Origin of the sequence: Bacillus sp. ISL-78, assembly GCF_018613455.1 — a bacterium.
Classification (GTDB): domain Bacteria; phylum Bacillota; class Bacilli; order Bacillales; family DSM-1321; genus Peribacillus; species Peribacillus frigoritolerans.
The window spans coordinates 1-16,608 of sequence record NZ_JAGGQC010000005.1; the positions used below are offsets into that span (position 1 = coordinate 1).

Consider the following 16,608-nt stretch of genomic DNA (forward strand, 5'->3'; position numbering starts at 1 on the left):
GTAGTTTGTTAAATGGAAAGTGCTTTGATCTAGTACTTGATTAAGGTACTTAAGACCACCCCAAATATATCTCCGACCTTTATTGGTTGGGATTTTTTTATTCAATCTAAGTATAATTATATTTTTATAGGGCTATTCTGCCCNNCGCCAATTGGCGGCCTTTTTATGGCGCTAACGCACCTGTTATTTAAGTGTATATCTTCACATTTTTATAGACTTATCATTAGTAATGCCGTTGGCTCTAGCCTTCAACTATTGCTATGACATTGGATTCAACGATTAAAATATCGCCTCTTTCTTTGGCTAAAAAATCCTAGTCCCAACAGGAAGTTTGTTGGACAAAAGCACCTCTACCCTTAATGGTAAGTGCTTTTTATACTTATGAGTTATTTTTTTTATTTATAAAATCTCTGCCCTTTTGAATTATTTCATTATTTCTTTCAATCAAATCCGAATTGCGAGCTCTGACCTGTTGAATAACAGTCTCATTGCTCTCCATATATTCAAGTAACAGATCTACAGCTTTGTCCATAAGCCTTTCAATGGGTATATTTCTTTTCTCAGCTAAATGATTGAGTCTATTACTTAAATAAGCATTGAGGGAAGTGTTTAGGGGCTTTCTTATTTCAGAATTAATATGGCGTTCCTCCTTAAAAGTTTTATTCTATTATAAGTTAACTTAATAAACATAAACAAATACATATTCTGTTTATGTTAATAAGGTAACTGATACAGAAATTGAATGAATAAGGAGTGAAAAGGATGGCTAAAGACTTAAAGACAATGAATACGACAAAGATTCTGGACATTACTTCTAGGGAAAATTCTCTAGTACAAAGTAAGGTAAGAACGGTGAAGTCTGCTGTCCATTTATCTAAATACTACTTAGAAGAGGCAGCATCACGAGGATATAAAGACACAAAAAAACAACTATTCTTCGGATTTCCCTTTTTAATATAGTGAAGGATCAATGTTACATTCATTTAGAGCATTTTCAATTAATAAAAGCTGATCATTAATCATTGATAAGTAGAAAATATGAGAGTTATTTATTGTTTCCTTTAACTCTAGCAGCAGTTTTTTATCCCTTAAAACAAGGTAAACCTCTTCTGGATGTAACATATAACTCTCCTTTCAGTTGGAATATTAATTTTTACCCGGATTATTACATTTAATAACTTTTGAGCAGTAAGGCTTAGTTAGTGAAGTATACCATTTTTTTAAAAGTTAGTAGTTACTGAAGAAACTATGATTTTTGAACTAACCTGCTCCGTTAGGGTACTTTTTCATGTCAATTTGAATGTACGATAATGTGAATTATCGTACTTTCAAAACCCTGATTTCATTGACTTTATTCGTTTTTTCTCTTTATAATGAAAAAAGAAGAAAAATCGTACATTCAAATTGTTGGTACATAAGGGTTTGAAGGGAGAGAGGTCGATGAAGATGACGCAACCAAAAGATGTGCAGCCGATCCGGGATCAGCAGCAGTTAGAAGATATGAAATGGGCGCTGAAGCGCCATTGTTCGGAACGTGATTACATCCTGTTTGTTGTAGGCTGCGAGACCGGCCTACGTGTCGGGGACCTACTTAAGCTCACCACGAAGCAGATTCTGGACCTTAAAAGCAAACAACACAAGATCCTCCGGGTCAAGGAAGGCAAAACGCAAAAAATCCGCGACATGTATATCGCGAATTGCTTCGAAGAGGTCTTTGAGTACGCCCAAAGCGTCCCAAGTCCCTATTTATTTCCGTCCAGGAAGGGAGAAGGCCCCATTACCCCTACTCAGGCCTACAGGCAGTTAAATAAGGCTGCAGAGTTCGCTGGCGTAGAACATGTGGGCAATCACACCTTACGCAAAACGTTTGGCTATTGGTTTTACAAAGCCACGAAGGATATTGCCATGTTGCAACGGATTCTACATCATTCCCATCCTTCCGTCACCTTAAGCTATATTGGTATTACCGAAGAAGAAACAAATAACGTATTAAAAACATTTAGTGTCTTTCAGTAATTAGAAGTACTCGCTAATTTAAAACGTCTCATTACATTTATGATCGAACTGTAAAAGGTTCTTTTTTTTATGTAGGGGCAAATGTGTAGCCACTGAAGGCACCTTATAGCACACCACTTAATTACCCATATTTTCAAAAATATTTATAGTCAGTCCAGATAAATAAGTAACCGTCCAATCAATCATTTACTTTATTAATAATATAAATTGTAATTACTACTCCGAAAATACTTTTTGTAGCACTTTAGTCCTAATCGATGCTAAAACTCATTTCATTTTCAAAAAAAAAAGTTACAAGAAAGGATTGTGATTTTGTGGGGAATTTCGGTAATCAAAACCCATTAAACAGCCACTGGGGTTCTGTCTGTTTTAACGACAGCGACTGTTTTGGCAAAAAATCAAGAATTGACAATCATTCAAGAGTTAAACAGGAAAATCCATGTAAGTCTTGTGGGTCTTGCGATTCTGCTTGCCAATGCGATTTTAAAGCTCCAGCACGCGAACTCGCTGCACCATTAAACAGCGACTGTTTCCTAGTGAACTCAGTTGTAGGCTCAAAAACGGTACAAAAGGTTGCAGAAGCAACATTTCCTTTTACAGCGTTTACTCCTGTTATACCAGTTGGATCCACTATTGTTTCGGTAGCTGTTGTACCGACTCTATCTGGTGTTGTCCGTAACACGACAATCATTAGGGACAAAGTAGTTAACATCGGGTTTATTCCTGTAACTATTACGGTAACATTTTTGGCACCAGGAACAACCACTCCTGCAACAGCTGTACTTGCAACGAATTTACCATTCCAGGCGCATACAGACTTTCCAGGTGCCTGCCCTGAGGATGCAGTAATAGAACCCGCATTGGTAGTAGAAGGGATCTTTGCTCAACCAGGAGTTTCATTCGTCACGGGCACGGGCGTTGTCACTACTGATGCTATTTTAGTCAAGATTGTACTACGCACTACAATTACAGTGACTCGACAAGTTATTGTGGATTCACATGGTGGTATTTGCGACGTAAATGACCGTCGTTGTGAATCTTCAACTACTCCAACAACTAATACTCTTCCTTCTACGTAACTATCAAAGCCTTCTCTAAATAGAGAAGGCCTTTATTATTTTATTCTAAACGAAATCCCTAGATTTACTTTTACAGAAGCCTTTAAATAATGTGAGTAAAACCAATGCCGACAAGATTAAGGCTCTTATAACGGGAGTTTCGACTAATGGAAATGCAGTGAAATTAACTGATTGCAACACCCGCACTGGCATTACCAACCACGGTAGTAGCGAGAGTACCAACACCAGTTCCCGTTATAGAGAAAACCATCAATAAACGCTCTCCCGGACTTACTGCTATTGACAACCCTGGAGTAAACCCTTGACTAATAGTACCAATAGGAACTATACCTGTGAGGGGGGGGGCTAATACTACAGTAGCACCTGGAATTGCAGTGAAAGTGTTACTTCCTGCTGGTGCTCGAAATAATTGTGCTGTAATCGTTACTGAACCAGCAGGAATAGTTAATCCAACTGTAGTGCTGAAGGATGCAGCTATCGAAGTAATGGTTCCAGCACGCGGAACCGTAAATGCCTCACTAGGAAGTCCTGTTAGGTCTATTGTGCCTCCAAGAATAGAAATACCAGGAACAGAGGTTCCAAACCCAATAGCACTTGAAGTACCCACGAGTCCACCTGCAATAGTAGTTAATACAGCAGGAACAGTACCGGATGCGTATGGAATGATCGCACCAGCCCCTGGCGCTCCTGGTGCCCCCGGCGCTCCTGGTGCCCCTGGAGCTCCTGCGGGTCCTGGAGGTCCTGCGGGTCCTGGAAATCCTTGAGGTCCTCGGGGACCTGGTGCTCCTGGAAATCCTTTATCTCCTTTATCTCCTTTGAACGCTTGATGAACAGGGGGACAACAACAGATCCTATTGAAACAGCGAGGACAGCAAAAATTAGAATTAGATGACATAAAATTCACCTCCTTCTAATAATATATTTTTGTTTTTTAATATTGCGCGACTGTTTGTCCATAAAACTGTAACTAAATAGAAAAAAATCTAAATAATGAAGATATTGCCTAAACAAGAATTCAAATGGTTCCAAATGGGACATCCGAAAAACGAGGTTATTCTTTTGAAGAACTGGCTGTAGTCTTTAAAATTTTCAATTCTTCCAGCTGCCAACATGGCTTTTCTTCCTTTCCGGAAGACAAAAGAAAAAGGCATACTTTACCCTTTTGCCAATCACAACTGGATTAGAAAAGTTAGAATGCTCATCTAGTCCCTATAGAGACGAAAAACAGGGTTAGATCTGGCCCATTTGTTTATAACAGAAATATCAATCCATTTAACGTAATGAAAATTTAAGAAGATAAAGCTCAGAGAATTATACTAATTCAACGAGCTTTATCCAAAATTACAACAAATTCATCTTATAAATAGTACTTGTCCTACTATGCAGGGGAAAGGAGTGAACCAAGTAAATCAATAAGAGCTTGTACAACAGATTGGAAGAATTGGAACAATGCAGTGACTACTCCCTCTAAAACTTCACCAATTATGGGGAATAAGTGAATTAAGAAAAGCAGTGATAGATTGTATCAGAGATTGAAGTAATTGAACTAAATAATTAATTATCTCTTCTAAATTATCAGTAACTATCGCAAGAAGTGAATTCACCAAATTAATTGTACTTTCTAATATATCTTGAATAAATTGAATTAAACTATTGATCATCTTTTCGTGGAGATATTATATTTTATGTAATGAAAATGAAACCGAAATGGACAAACATCTAATCATAATCAAAAGAAGAAATTAGGACTTTGAGCAAACTACTCAAGATGTATTGATGCGCATCAACGGTTCCCCCCTATAAATATAGAAAAACCACTGGGGCCAGTGGTTTTTCTATATTTTAAGTCACAAAGGATATCTCCATGTTGCAACGGATTCTGCATCAGTCTCAGCCATCCGTTCCCCTGCGTTATATCGGCATTACGGAAGAAGAAACGAACAACGTATTGAAACATTTTAGCGTTGTTCACTAATTCAACTTCTTTATTTTCTTCAAGTAATTTTATTCATTTTGATGTAGCAAGAACGTTACTTTTTTTATATTTTAGGGCGGGAGGGACTGTACTACCTTTCATAGTACAGTGAATATTTTATCTCTCCATTTCCCAACCACGATTACGCTTTTTTTCATTAATTTTAACTTTTGATGTCTTTTGCTGTTGACGTTTTTGTTCCATCTGCATGTCCCTTCCTGCCTGTTCAACGCCCTTCATAATGCCCTCTAATAGGCCGAGGCCCTTTTCTTGTGATTGAATCTGATCTTTAAATGCAGGAACTCTCGCTTCCATTTTTCCTAAAGTATGGAACTGTTTTTCAAGGTCCTTTCTTCCAGAAACGCCTTCTTTCTTCATCGAATCTTGGGAGTTTTCCCGTGTAGAAATAACCTGTTCATATTCTTGTTTAGCTGATTTTGAAACAAGCAATTTTCCTTTCAAGAAAGGATTGTTCTCGATTTTTTCAACAACGGCATGCTGTTTTTCATAATGGTTTAGATAGCCTTCAGCACGCTGCAGGCGTGACCGATGCTGATTCACACGATCCACTTCACCCTGAAGCCTTTGAATTTCCTCTTTACGGCTATTGAGCGTTTTCTGGATGGTCTCCAGTGGGATCACTTGATTTCCGTTTCCTTGATTAATGTCCATAAGCTTTTTAGCCGTTTCAAGGTTTATATGGAGCATTTCAGGATGTTCAGGATACAAAGAGGCCACCTGACGGACAAAAGCGTTCTGGTGGGCTGTCTCAGCCTTTTTTAAGACGTCTCTTTCACGATTGATTTGTCCACGTGTCTGTCGATTTTTCTCCAGGAGCCCAGGATACTCGGCTTGATGTTGACGTTGCATCTGGTGAAATTCTTTTTCGGTATGGAAGCCAAGCTTTTCACGGTAGCTATCTAGCGTTTTATCCCGTACTGTTATTTGTTCTTCCGCCTTGGACATCTCTAGTTCGGCTTGTTCCTTTGTCATGCGATTTTCCTTTAGTTTAAAGGGATTGATCCAATTGATTGTTTCCAAATGTTGCTGGGCTTGCTGGCGTTGATTTTCAAAAATATGAATCCAACGGTAGGTTTCAGAAACGCCTCGGATGGTTTCATCTTTCCATCGAATCTGTTGGTCCTCGTTATGTACTTGATTCTCCCACTGATCGAGCTCCTTACGTTTTACAAAGATTTCTTTCAAGGTAGATTCACGATCCACGTTCAAAAGCTTAGAAGCTTCTTGTAAGTGAACACGTTCTGCAGGCGTGTTGAAGCGTTCGGATTGTTTCCGTTGTTCTTGCTTCCGTGCTTTTTCTTGTTCCAGGGCTTTCTTTTCTTCCCGGTATTTTTGAAGATCCACGACCAGACGATTGTATTCTTGGCGATCACGATTGATGGCGCCCCGGTCCGTTTGAACCCCACGCTTTTCCATTTCATGAGCCACATGGCCAAGATGGACCGTTGGAAAAATAATCAGATTTCGTTTTTCATGGGATTCATGGGTAATGCGGTCTTCCAAGCCTTTGTGCTCTAAAACTTGATTGGCATGAACGGCCCATTGCTCACGCCATTGTTGAAGCAGCTCTTTTTGGTTCCAGTCCCGATTTTTTTTGCTGAATCCATCTTCTGTAATTTCGCGAGTGGTCAACATCACATGGGCATGAGGATTTTCTTTGTCGTCTCGGTGAATCGCTACATCGGCAATCATGCCTTGATCCACGAATTCTTTTTGCACGTAGCCACGAATTAATTCGGTTTGTTCTTGATGGGATAATTCTCTAGGCAAAGCGATATTAATTTCTCTTGCGACTTGTGAGTTTTTTCTTGTTTCGGATTTCTCGACTTCATTCCAAAGTTGTTCCCGATCTTGTACCCATTCTGGAGAATTGGAAGGCGCCAAAATCATGCTTTCCGGTTGGACTTCTCTTTTATAGAATTTGGTTTCATCTGTTCGTTCGTCCTTTAATCGTTCACCGGAACGATAGGCTGCCGAAGCCACAGCCGATTGACCTTTGCTTCTGGAAATTACTTGTGCAGAGAAATGGTAAATGGCCATGATTGAGCACCTCCTTTAATGGGTTTGATAGGGACGAAATAAAACAGAAAGCATCGAAGATGGTTGCTGCTTTATTTCGTTTTCGCCGATATGGCGATAACTTTTTGTATCCGTCCCCTAGACGGATACGTCTTTTTCATTCGGCCTATAGTCGAATGAAGGTTTTTTATTTTTGTATTCGCTTCCTAGCGAATATGCTTTTCCGTTGCGTAGCAACCGCACACAAACGAAGTTTGTATAAGTGCGCCCTTTGCTCTTCGATCTCAGGGAATCATGCCACACTCATTGTGGCGATTCTTGCCTTTTGTCTAGTATTCTATCACCTATTTCGCTATACTTAAAGAAAATTATGGCAATGAAGAGAGGGTTTGGTTTTATGGCTCGTAAAACGGATAGTGAAAGGTTACAAGAGTTAGAAGAAAAAATGGAGAAAATGAAGGCACAAAAACAGCAGATGGAGAGCCGAATCAAACAAAAAGAACGAAAAGAACGGACAAAACGATTGATTGAGATTGGGGCCATTTTTGAACATCATTTTGAGATTACAAGCAAAGAGGAAGCTGAAAAAATCGCATGGGGGTTAAAAAAGGTGGTCACCAATCGAAAAGAGGATTTATTAAAACTTTCCATTGATGAATTGAAAAACCAAAAAGAAAGAGAGCTTCAGAACAAATAAGAGGTTTTCCCCCTATTCATTTAAAACGCTAAAGGAGGACAATGAGCATGCCACATAAAATGACGGTAACTGGAAAACCTGTAGGTCCCTTATGTCAGAAAGGCTCTTTTTACACGTTTGACATGGAGGAAAGTGGTTCCCCCTCTTCCCCAAAAGGGCTTCCAGGAGGTTCAACGATTACGTATACGGTCTTTCTCAATCAGAAACAGCTCCAAAAAGCCGGCCTTACGGCCAAAAATATCAACCAACAAAAAATCATGGTGCAAGGCGAACCAACGTTGGATGTATCCGTGGATGATTGTCCAGGGGAAATCGGATTGATCTGTTTTCAAGTGTCGATTCTGCCTGAAAAACCTGAAAAAAAGGAAACATCCAAGCCTGTAAAGATCCAAGCAGCAGAAAAGCCAAAAGAAAAACCAAAAGCTCCAAAAGGAACCGAGGATTTTCTGGAACGGAAAGCAATCGTGGTTCCAGAAGCGTTTTTAAACTCGCACCCGAATCCTGAAAAAACGCAGCAAGTTGTGAACTTTGTTAAACAGAAAGGCCATTTAGATGAACCCCTTACCATTAACCGGGAGACAAACTTGCTGACAGATGGCTATAGACGGTACATTGTGGCTCAACAGCTTGAATTAGAGATCGTCCCTGTTATCTATGAAAAAGAAACAGTTCTAGCTAAAAGCTAGAAAAGCACACAGGTATTTTAAGTGGTCTCAGAAGTCGAATAAGCACTTTTACACTACGACCTTACTTTTATACTCGAAGAAAATTTTAACACCTGTGAATGCCATTTAAATCGTTCTAACTTTATAAAATCGTACAAAGGGCTTTTAAAACACGCAAAAAATATGTATTGGTGGCTTCTTATTGAGATTTATGAATTGCTGGTTGAAAAAGCGTCTAAAGGAAGCTCCGAATATGTCCGATCCATGAGTCTCTTAAAAGTACCTGTGAAATAACGAACCAGATTGGTTTTTACTTTTCCTCGTTTATAGCCTCTAATGGATTGTTTAAAGGCGTTTATGGCCGTATATGTAATGGTTTCTTGTTCGACTATGTGTGAAATGGCTTTCGTATCAAGGAAAACACTTTTCCAAAAATCTTCAATCATGGCTGCATGATCAAAGAAAGGCTTAACAGCCTGGACAAATTCTTTAGGAACATAAGAAGCCGTAAAAGTAGAATCTAAATTAACATCCTTACGTATATTTAAGTTCTTTTTCTTGCTAGTTTCTAAAAGATTACTAGTTTCCCTTTTAAAATTGGAGGATTCACCCTTACTGCAGCAAGGCTTCTCTTGATTCTCGCAATACGTCAATTTTCTCTTTTTTAATACATCAATTGTGTTGAAAATATAGACATTATGTCCTTTGCCACCTTTAGATTTCTTCGTATTTACGATGGATACGATACCTAAATCTTTTGCTTTTCTTAGCATACGTTCAAAAGTGGATCGGCTTATCCCAAACCCATTCAATTTTTCATTGATAGCTTTTACTAGCGTTCCGATCTTGGCGTTGGCTACACCTGCATATTTTGCAGAGAATCGGACCAGGCGTTTGAACGCAACCAGTTCTCCTTTAGTGAAATCTTTTTTATGTTCGGCTAGGAACATTTCAATCGTGTTGTTAAATTCCTTTATGCTGCTAAACTTGCTGTACTCTTTAAAATTTTCTATTCTGCCTGCGACTAACATGGTATTTCCTCCTTAGAGGACAATAAAAAAGACACTGATCCCGATAAAGATTAAGGGAAACAGCGTCTTTTTTATTGTGTCTAAATAGAAAGAAACAATATTTTTTCCTTGAAACTGAAAGCAATATACACTAAAATAAGTGATATAACTTTATTAGTAACAAGGAACTTCGACAAGTGTTTTCCCTAGGGCTATTAGGGGGAACGGTTTAAGGGTGTTAGCGCACCACTTAGACACGTTGGAGTTCTTTTTTTCGTCCATATTTTGTTATGGTTAATTATCCAACAATTGCTACCAAAAAACAAGTAAATTTGATAGTTTATGAGTCAGGATTGAAACAGAGGAGCTGGATGTTCTTTTCCAAGCTTTTAGCTGCCAGTCCGGAGATTTGTTTTAATTTTTGTGATTCCCTTTTTCTAAGGTGGATTTTATCTTGTTTAAGCGTGTAGTAATCTCCATAACACTTTGGTCTATTCTGTAGTTTACTTTATCGAAATTTCCTTTTAATTCTTCATCTAACCTGTCAAGTTGCCTAACCATATCTTCAAGACGCCTTTTTATAGTCTCTGCTAATTCTTCCGCATCTGCCATTTATAACACCCCTTCTATCTACCTCATAACCGCCCCATACAGAGTCTTTGTATTTAACCCTGCAATATTCCCTCTTTCGGGGATTAATAACCTGGTCAATTGGCGTTTGACTCTGTGTATGAGGGTGTTTTTGAGTTTTTATAATGTGGCCATAGTACTCGTAAAAAGAAGTGTGACCATGGTGTCTGTTAACGGTACCGGACCGAAGGGAGGATAAGGAGTTGATAGACTCACTTCCGAAAACATCTTGGTATCTCAAAAGGCATCTAACGTAAAACTATAGAAAAAGGAAAATCCTATAGTCTTTGTCATATTTAATGATTCAGTTTACATAAAGCACCTTACCGGAAGTTCTAGCATTAATAAAAAGGTAATTCAGCTGAATTACCTCTTACTTTTCCATCTGTATTTTCCACTCCCGAAGCTTATATTAGTACCTCTGTGGGGATTGCAGTTGTTTCTTTATTCACTTTCCGAAAAGTCGAGCAAAGAAGCCCTTTTTTTGTTTATCCGGGTTAGTATCCGGGTTTTCGTTGGCAGCTGCTATTAATTGTTTAGCTTCCTTTGCTGCCCTATTGGATTCATCCAGTTCTTTATCGCGTTCTATACTTCCTCTAATGCTAGATACTTCACCTTTTATTTGTTGGATACCTGGGATAACAAACTCTTTATTAAAAGTTTCCTGATTATCAAGCTGTTCTTTCATTTGTTTATTTTCTTCCCTAAGTGCCGCCATTTCTTCACGTATGGCTTTTAATTCTTCCGCAATCAATTCCCCGGCTTTCTTTTCAGGTTCCGGCTTGAATGATTCTCCACCAGTAGCAAAGTAATGTTCTATTTGCTTCATACTCCAGTTTTGTTCGCGGTGAAGAGCTTGTATCTCTTTGAAGCGTTCTATTCCTTCACGCTTATAAATGTTATAGCCGTTACCTTTGTCGCTCTTTTCGTGCGGGATATATTGGCGCAGCTCCTTAAACCAGTTTCTAATGACATTTGGAGTTTCATCTATGAAGCTTGCTACCTCTTTTACGGTAAAACCTTTATCCAAGTTTTCAGCTTGCTTTTCGTCACCTGGATTTTCACTTTTATTCAAGTTTCCTACCACCTTTCTAATATGGATCTAAACATGGGTAAGATGGATAAATAGGTTTGATAAGTAAATTTACAAAGGATTTTATCTATTTCTAAGAGCTATGTATATATTAATTACTCATGAGCCTGGTTAAATCCTGCCATGAATCTAAGTATAAATTAAAAATCCAAGTTTCATAAATAAAAACGTTTGTTTATTAAACGTTCGTTTTGTGTACAAAATTTCAATAATAACAATGAATATATGGTTTTTAGTTTATCGATTTATCAAGGTTTTAATCTTTGTTTGAAGTATGCAGAAATTAAAAGGGCAGAGTATCGCTGCATTAAGTTATATAAGAACCAATCACATCATTAGTGATTTCTAATCTTGCCAGAGCAAATGACATTTGTTCAAATGCTTGGTGGTACATTGCAAAAACGCCATAATTAAAGTGGATTAGGAACATTAACTGATTATATTTGGATACAAAATGAACCGAGTTGTGTTAATATTATAACCAAGAAATAAAGAAACCAAGAAATAAAGAATTTTTAAAATATGGTATACAACTCTAAAGGAGGGACATAACTTATGGTAATGGCACAAAAAGAACTGGAGAGAATGACCATGCCGAATAGACGTCCAAGAAAAGTAAAGAGAATTTCTGTTTCGAGTAAAAGACAAATTAGTATTCCTAAAGAATTCTATGAAAAACTAAACATTGGAGACGAAGTAAACTTAGAATTATATGGTAATCAATTAGTTATAAAACCTATACACGAAGGTTTTGAGGATTTTTCTGAAGAGATACTAGCTGATCTTGTTGCCGAGGGTTATGTTGGTAGTGATTTAATCGCGGAATTTAAAAATCGCAAAGGGAAAATTGGAATGGCAGTGGATTCTTTAATTGCTGAAACAATAGCTAATGGTAAACCAACTACCATAGACAATCTCTTCGGAGAAGATGAAGATGATTTTTAGTCTGATACCATCACCAGCAACTGAAAAATTTATTAAAAAACTTAAAGATAAGCCACTGAAAAACAAATTTAAAGAAGCATTTAAGGAAATCCAGCTAGACCCATACGCTGTGGGTGAACAAAAAAAAGGTGATCTAGCTGGAATCTATGGTTATGATATTTTCCATAACGGGACTAATTATGAGGTTGCTTATAGTATCCAAGAAGATGAAAAGGGTAATCAAGTACTAGTGATTCTAGCTGGCACTAGAGAACAGTTTTACCAAGAATTAAAACGATACATAAAAAGTTCAAAAATTAACAAGTAAAACTTCCTCTAGACTGGAAGTTTTTTAGATTTACAGAATAATAGTAAGCTAAAAAACATGCCTGAGGCTGTTTCAACACCCTTAGAGTATATATACATGTTCTTTACTTTAGGCTCATTTAAAAATTAATGTTGAGAGTTAACAAAAGAAAAAAGGGCCTAAATTTGGATCCTTTGTATGTGACTAACGCTTTAGGGAAATGAAAAAGCAGAAAAAAAATGAACCCACATTCAATAATTTTGGAAATAAAAAACGGTAGATATTAGTCTACCGTTGAAACATATCCAATTGATAGTAAATAATTCTTAACCAGCGTTTCTGCTTCATCTTCTGAACTTACATCAAATGCAGACTTCAATGTATGTGAAAGGTCTAGTATTTGATTATATTCTAGTTTTGCCAGTATAAATCGATCTACTACATAAGCTACAGTCTCATTATTCTTTTTTTCAATTACCAATTTACTCATTTAGCCTTATACCCCCACACTTGAATAAAAAATAGTATATTACATGCTAAACAAAAATCTTATCTAAATATGTCGATGGCTTAAAAAAGAGTAGCTACTTTTCCTAGGCAGCTTTTCTTACTGGATTTGTTAATGCTTTTTAGTTTTGACCTAAGAGTCCACTTCTACTTTCTGATAATGTAAAGGATTACACATTCATAAGGCCGCCAATTAGGCGACCTTTTTATGCGATAAGCCTAAACGATTCTGAACTGAAAAAAATCTTTTAAAGGACCTAGGGGGGATACTATCTCACCGAACGGGAGTTTTTATTCAATTCGTCAATGATTATCAGGACATAAAAAAACTCTGCACACCAACCTTGGGAAAGAGGCGGGGAACAGAGGCAACTGGACATCATGCAATATGTATATTCCTGAACTAAAGAATCTGCTATTCATCGACCAAAGTAAAACCCCCGTACCAATGAGGCTTGATACAAGGCGATGAAAGGTCAGGTGAATAGACGGGCATATGGAAGCTTGGCTATGTTATTTTTAACGGCCGGTGGGCATTTTTCGCAATAAATAATTTGAATGTACGCTAATGTGAAGGATTATACGTTCAAAAGGCCGCCAATTGGCAGCCTTCTTATGGCGCTAACGCACCCGTTTGTTGAATAAGGTTTTAGATTAGGTTAAGACATTTAATTTTTTTAAATATATATAATACCAATACGTTAAAGTATATGGGAACAAATAAGAAATAAAAGTAAAATAGGTATTCCATCCATTTCCATAAATTACTTTCCCCCAAAAAACAAATATCATTTCAAGAAAAGTGGTAAATAAAGTTATAAAAAAAACAACCAAATATAGATTCTTGTTTTTCTTTATAAAAAATATCATGTAACTTGCCAAAATAGGATAAATCCCCAAATTAAAAGGTGATGCTGATAAAGTTTTTTGATTAGGAAATGGTGCAACTTCCCAGAAACCAAAATAAAAACCTAATTCGTTTATTGTAAAAGCAATAACGCTAAAAAATGAACCAATTAAAGGTATTAACAGTTTATCTTTTTTATAAAGGTGGAATATGCCAATAATCCAAGGAATTACAAATATCAAAATTGTATTAAAAAACATTTTCATTCACTTTCCCTTTTAATATCATCTTTGACACAACCTTCTATTACTAAACTGCCCCTATAGTAAAAGGGGTACTTACTTTTTAAAACTATTTCGAATGTATGATAAGTGTAAGAATCATACTTTCAAAAGCCCGCCAATTGGCGGGTCTTTTACATTTATTAATTTATAATTATAAACTGAAGAGTTATTGGTCCACCTTCTTCAGGGGCTTCATCTACCAACAAATGTGACAGACCATCATCCCATTTCTGTAGCAACCTCACCTGAAAAAATGAGTCCATTGATTACGTTAGTTTTCATCGGATTCGCCGAAAAAGCTATCGCTTTTTAAATATTCCTAAAAACCTAAATCAGTCTAAAAGACCTCCTATCAACAATACATGATAGGTTGATTAGTTAAAGGTAATTTTATAAATAATTGATTAAAATGAAAAACTGGAAGGAGGAACAAACTCCCCTCCTTCCAGCTATTTTAGATTTTTAACCTCATTAGTTTTTCAGTGTTTTAACCATCGCCATAGCCTTGGCAATAGTATCTTCACTAAAAGATTTTTTGCCATCACCTAATCCGTCACTAAAAATGAGGATGATAATGACAAACAAAATATCAAGATCGACATTGACATTAACTGTTTGATTAGCATTATTTTTAACCTTGTTATTGACTGTGTCAGTATCAGTCACTGTCTGAGCTTGAGCTTGTGCTTGAGCCTGCTGTTGTTGCTGTTGCTGTTCTTGGAGAAAAATCAAAAGCTCAGCTGCCTTTTTTTGCATTTTTTTATTATCATCCTTGTTATGATAACCACTCATCTGGTTCCCCTCCTTTCATCAAAGACTACTCTGTAGAGTATGCATGTCCACTGATGAGAGGGTGCTTGTCCTTTTTTAGCTAGCCCCTTTATTTAAGTGAGTAGTTTAATAGCAATTCGGCCACGAATTAGTAACCCCTATTTTTATCTTTTTTTACGTTTTAAAAACAGGAGCCTTAAAGGCAAAGATTGTTGTCGAACGTAGTGAAGACAAGCGTAAGCAAGATAACCTAATTAAAATTATATATAGTACCAACACGCCCCTGTTTACAGTTAATTTTGTAGCAGGGGCTATTTTTTGTATATTGAGTAACAGAATCTTCACTATGGGCATAGGATATATTCCTATTTGTTTAACTATTTCCTGCGAACCCCTCAATGGTACTAAAGTTCCCCAGTACTCTTGCGGGGTTTTCGTGTGTGAACGGTTTGAATAATATCCGGTTGGCTGGGGGTTTATTTTTTTGTTTATTGGATGCAAATGCTTTAGTTCAGGAATATACATATGAGATAAACTTCACCTACATTGATGTTTAGTTGAGATTGCCTCTGTGACCGGCCTTAATTTTCCCAAGGTTGGTTTGCAGGGCTTTTCGTTTTGCCTGGCAGTTATTGAACAGTTTGAATAATAACTCCCGTTCGGTGGGATAATAATGATACACCTAAATGCTGTCTATCCCTGTTATCAGCTGCCTGGTGCAGGGGTAGTTTTATTGTCCTGGTAAGTTACAATGTGAGAAACACATTCAGGTGGGCTTTGTACAGCTTCCGAGGCGCCCTTGTATCAACCCTAAAAAGTTGGTACAAGGGTCATTTGTGTTTGTCCTGGAAAAATTAGGATTGGATAAAAACTCCATTTCGGTGAGATAGTATTCATGGAAGCCCTCCCCTGTATCAGCCATAAAGAAGCCGATGCAGGGGTATTTTGCGTTAAGGCTAACTACAAAGAACTTACTCCCTCTATTACTCAAAAAACTAGAAGGCCGCCATTTGGCGGCCTTCTTGGCACTAACGCATCCGGATTTCTCGCCTTCGAGAGAGGTTGCCCCTTGTTCTTATATACTTAGTTGCCTTTAAGGCGGTTTCAGCTATTTAAATTTAGTACATCTGCATCAAAATCGGAAAGATGAAAACAAAGTAAAAGACTAGAATGAGCAATATAAAAAGTCCTGACCATGTAAAATTAGGAGGTTTTAAACTTTGGGTATTTTTTTACGTCTTATATAGGGACCTTCTATCGTGTCCTATAGCCCGTAAAGAAAAAGTTCTCATAAAAGAACCTTATAAAAGGGTCTTTTTCTTATTTTCCCGTCCAATCAATAGATATATCATGACCCCGTAAAAAGTTAAGGTGCCAATTACCTTTCTTGACGTTACCACCTAGCACTAATAACAATAGCTATGAACATTCCTATTTTCACTGTTTGTACTATATTGTACAAACAGTTTTTCTATTAATGAATAAAATAACTCGAAAGTGAAAAAAGAAAGAGGGATTAAAATAAAACCTTATAAACCTTTTGTAGATACCACATATCTTCATAAGAAATGGGATCATTGGAAACACGATGATGGTTGTAAGAAAAAATGCTGCAATGATGACCATCACTTTGATTGTTGTAAGAAAAAACGCTGCGATGATGACCATCACTTTGATTGTTGTAAGAAAAAACGCTGCGATGATGACCATCACTTTGATTGTTGTAAGAAAAAACGCTGCGATGATGACCATCACTTTGATAG

At 37.2% G+C, this 16,608-nt stretch carries 17 protein-coding genes; 7 read left to right on the top strand and 10 right to left on the bottom strand.

Annotated features, from left to right (window positions below; genetic code table 11):
* Positions 1 to 379: 379 nt before the first annotated feature.
* Positions 380 to 637: a ribbon-helix-helix domain-containing protein gene (locus J7I96_RS28995; protein ID WP_483861566.1), complete on the bottom strand. Its 258-nt coding sequence runs from the start codon at positions 635 to 637 to the stop codon at positions 380 to 382.
* 125 nt (positions 638 to 762) lie between these two features.
* On the opposite strand from J7I96_RS28995, the gene J7I96_RS08535 reads away from it, so the two are divergent.
* A complete protein-coding gene (locus tag J7I96_RS08535) occupies positions 763 to 960 on the top strand; it encodes a hypothetical protein (RefSeq protein ID WP_214774257.1) in 198 nt (65 codons plus the stop codon).
* Here the strand turns inward: J7I96_RS08535 and J7I96_RS08540 are convergent.
* Positions 952 to 1,122 carry a hypothetical protein gene (locus J7I96_RS08540; protein WP_214774259.1) on the bottom strand — a complete coding sequence of 57 codons (171 nt, stop codon included), beginning with the start codon at positions 1,120 to 1,122 and terminating at the stop codon, positions 952 to 954. The two genes, J7I96_RS08535 and J7I96_RS08540, sit on opposite strands and share 9 nt — an antisense overlap.
* A gap of 324 nt (positions 1,123 to 1,446) precedes the next feature.
* Here J7I96_RS08540 and J7I96_RS08545 point away from each other — a divergent pair, with 324 nt between their 5' ends.
* Complete coding sequence (locus J7I96_RS08545; RefSeq protein ID WP_214774236.1) at positions 1,447 to 2,016, top strand: tyrosine-type recombinase/integrase; 570 nt, start codon at positions 1,447 to 1,449, stop codon at positions 2,014 to 2,016.
* A 257-nt stretch (positions 2,017 to 2,273) separates the two neighbouring features.
* The gene (locus tag J7I96_RS08550; protein ID WP_214774230.1) at positions 2,274 to 3,095 is read left to right on the top strand and encodes a hypothetical protein; all 822 of its coding nucleotides are present in this window, start codon (positions 2,274 to 2,276) and stop codon (positions 3,093 to 3,095) included.
* A gap of 163 nt (positions 3,096 to 3,258) precedes the next feature.
* On the opposite strand, the gene J7I96_RS08555 is transcribed toward J7I96_RS08550, so the two are convergent.
* Together J7I96_RS08555 and mobQ are read right to left on the bottom strand one after the other, a co-directional pair.
* Entirely contained in the window at positions 3,259 to 3,990 is a 732-nt protein-coding gene (locus J7I96_RS08555) for an exosporium glycoprotein BclB-related protein (protein WP_214774229.1), read from the bottom strand.
* Between the two features lie 1,197 nt (positions 3,991 to 5,187).
* Positions 5,188 to 7,131 carry a MobQ family relaxase gene (gene mobQ, locus J7I96_RS08565; protein WP_214925799.1) on the bottom strand — a complete coding sequence of 648 codons (1,944 nt, stop codon included), beginning with the start codon at positions 7,129 to 7,131 and terminating at the stop codon, positions 5,188 to 5,190.
* A gap of 376 nt (positions 7,132 to 7,507) precedes the next feature.
* Between mobQ and J7I96_RS08570 the strand changes: the two genes are divergently transcribed.
* The gene (locus J7I96_RS08570) at positions 7,508 to 7,807 is read left to right on the top strand and encodes a hypothetical protein (RefSeq protein WP_251025458.1); all 300 of its coding nucleotides are present in this window, start codon (positions 7,508 to 7,510) and stop codon (positions 7,805 to 7,807) included.
* A gap of 47 nt (positions 7,808 to 7,854) precedes the next feature.
* Positions 7,855 to 8,493 carry a ParB N-terminal domain-containing protein gene (locus tag J7I96_RS08575; protein WP_214774226.1) on the top strand — a complete coding sequence of 213 codons (639 nt, stop codon included), beginning with the start codon at positions 7,855 to 7,857 and terminating at the stop codon, positions 8,491 to 8,493.
* A gap of 188 nt (positions 8,494 to 8,681) precedes the next feature.
* On the opposite strand, the gene J7I96_RS08580 is transcribed toward J7I96_RS08575, so the two are convergent.
* The 3 genes from J7I96_RS08580 to J7I96_RS08590 all read right to left on the bottom strand — a co-directional run bounded on the left by J7I96_RS08580 (position 8,682) and on the right by J7I96_RS08590 (position 11,187).
* Entirely contained in the window at positions 8,682 to 9,503 is an 822-nt protein-coding gene (locus J7I96_RS08580; protein ID WP_214774225.1) for a hypothetical protein, read from the bottom strand.
* Positions 9,504 to 9,896: 393 nt separating this feature from the next.
* A complete protein-coding gene (locus J7I96_RS08585) occupies positions 9,897 to 10,094 on the bottom strand; it encodes a hypothetical protein (RefSeq protein WP_214774224.1) in 198 nt (65 codons plus the stop codon).
* 466 nt (positions 10,095 to 10,560) lie between these two features.
* Positions 10,561 to 11,187 carry a MerR family transcriptional regulator gene (locus tag J7I96_RS08590; RefSeq protein ID WP_251025461.1) on the bottom strand — a complete coding sequence of 209 codons (627 nt, stop codon included), beginning with the start codon at positions 11,185 to 11,187 and terminating at the stop codon, positions 10,561 to 10,563.
* A 573-nt stretch (positions 11,188 to 11,760) separates the two neighbouring features.
* Here J7I96_RS08590 and J7I96_RS08595 point away from each other — a divergent pair.
* Both J7I96_RS08595 and J7I96_RS08600 read left to right on the top strand, forming a co-directional pair.
* Positions 11,761 to 12,150, top strand: a complete 390-nt coding sequence (locus tag J7I96_RS08595) for an AbrB/MazE/SpoVT family DNA-binding domain-containing protein (protein ID WP_251025462.1) — start codon at positions 11,761 to 11,763, stop codon at positions 12,148 to 12,150.
* Positions 12,140 to 12,457, top strand: coding sequence for a type II toxin-antitoxin system RelE/ParE family toxin (locus tag J7I96_RS08600; RefSeq protein ID WP_251025463.1), 318 nt, complete (start codon positions 12,140 to 12,142; stop codon positions 12,455 to 12,457). The genes J7I96_RS08595 and J7I96_RS08600 overlap by 11 nt, the downstream gene beginning before the upstream one ends.
* 262 nt (positions 12,458 to 12,719) lie before the next feature.
* Here the strand turns inward: J7I96_RS08600 and J7I96_RS08605 are convergent, their stop codons facing one another.
* From J7I96_RS08605 to J7I96_RS08615, 3 genes are all read right to left on the bottom strand, one after another.
* The gene (locus J7I96_RS08605) at positions 12,720 to 12,926 is read right to left on the bottom strand and encodes a hypothetical protein (protein WP_214774251.1); all 207 of its coding nucleotides are present in this window, start codon (positions 12,924 to 12,926) and stop codon (positions 12,720 to 12,722) included.
* A gap of 671 nt (positions 12,927 to 13,597) precedes the next feature.
* Positions 13,598 to 14,050 carry a CBO0543 family protein gene (locus J7I96_RS08610; protein WP_214774279.1) on the bottom strand — a complete coding sequence of 151 codons (453 nt, stop codon included), beginning with the start codon at positions 14,048 to 14,050 and terminating at the stop codon, positions 13,598 to 13,600.
* A 495-nt stretch (positions 14,051 to 14,545) separates the two neighbouring features.
* Positions 14,546 to 14,866 (bottom strand): hypothetical protein, encoded by a 321-nt coding sequence (locus J7I96_RS08615; RefSeq protein WP_214774253.1) that lies wholly within the window; start codon positions 14,864 to 14,866, stop codon positions 14,546 to 14,548.
* Positions 14,867 to 16,608 lie beyond the last annotated feature (1,742 nt).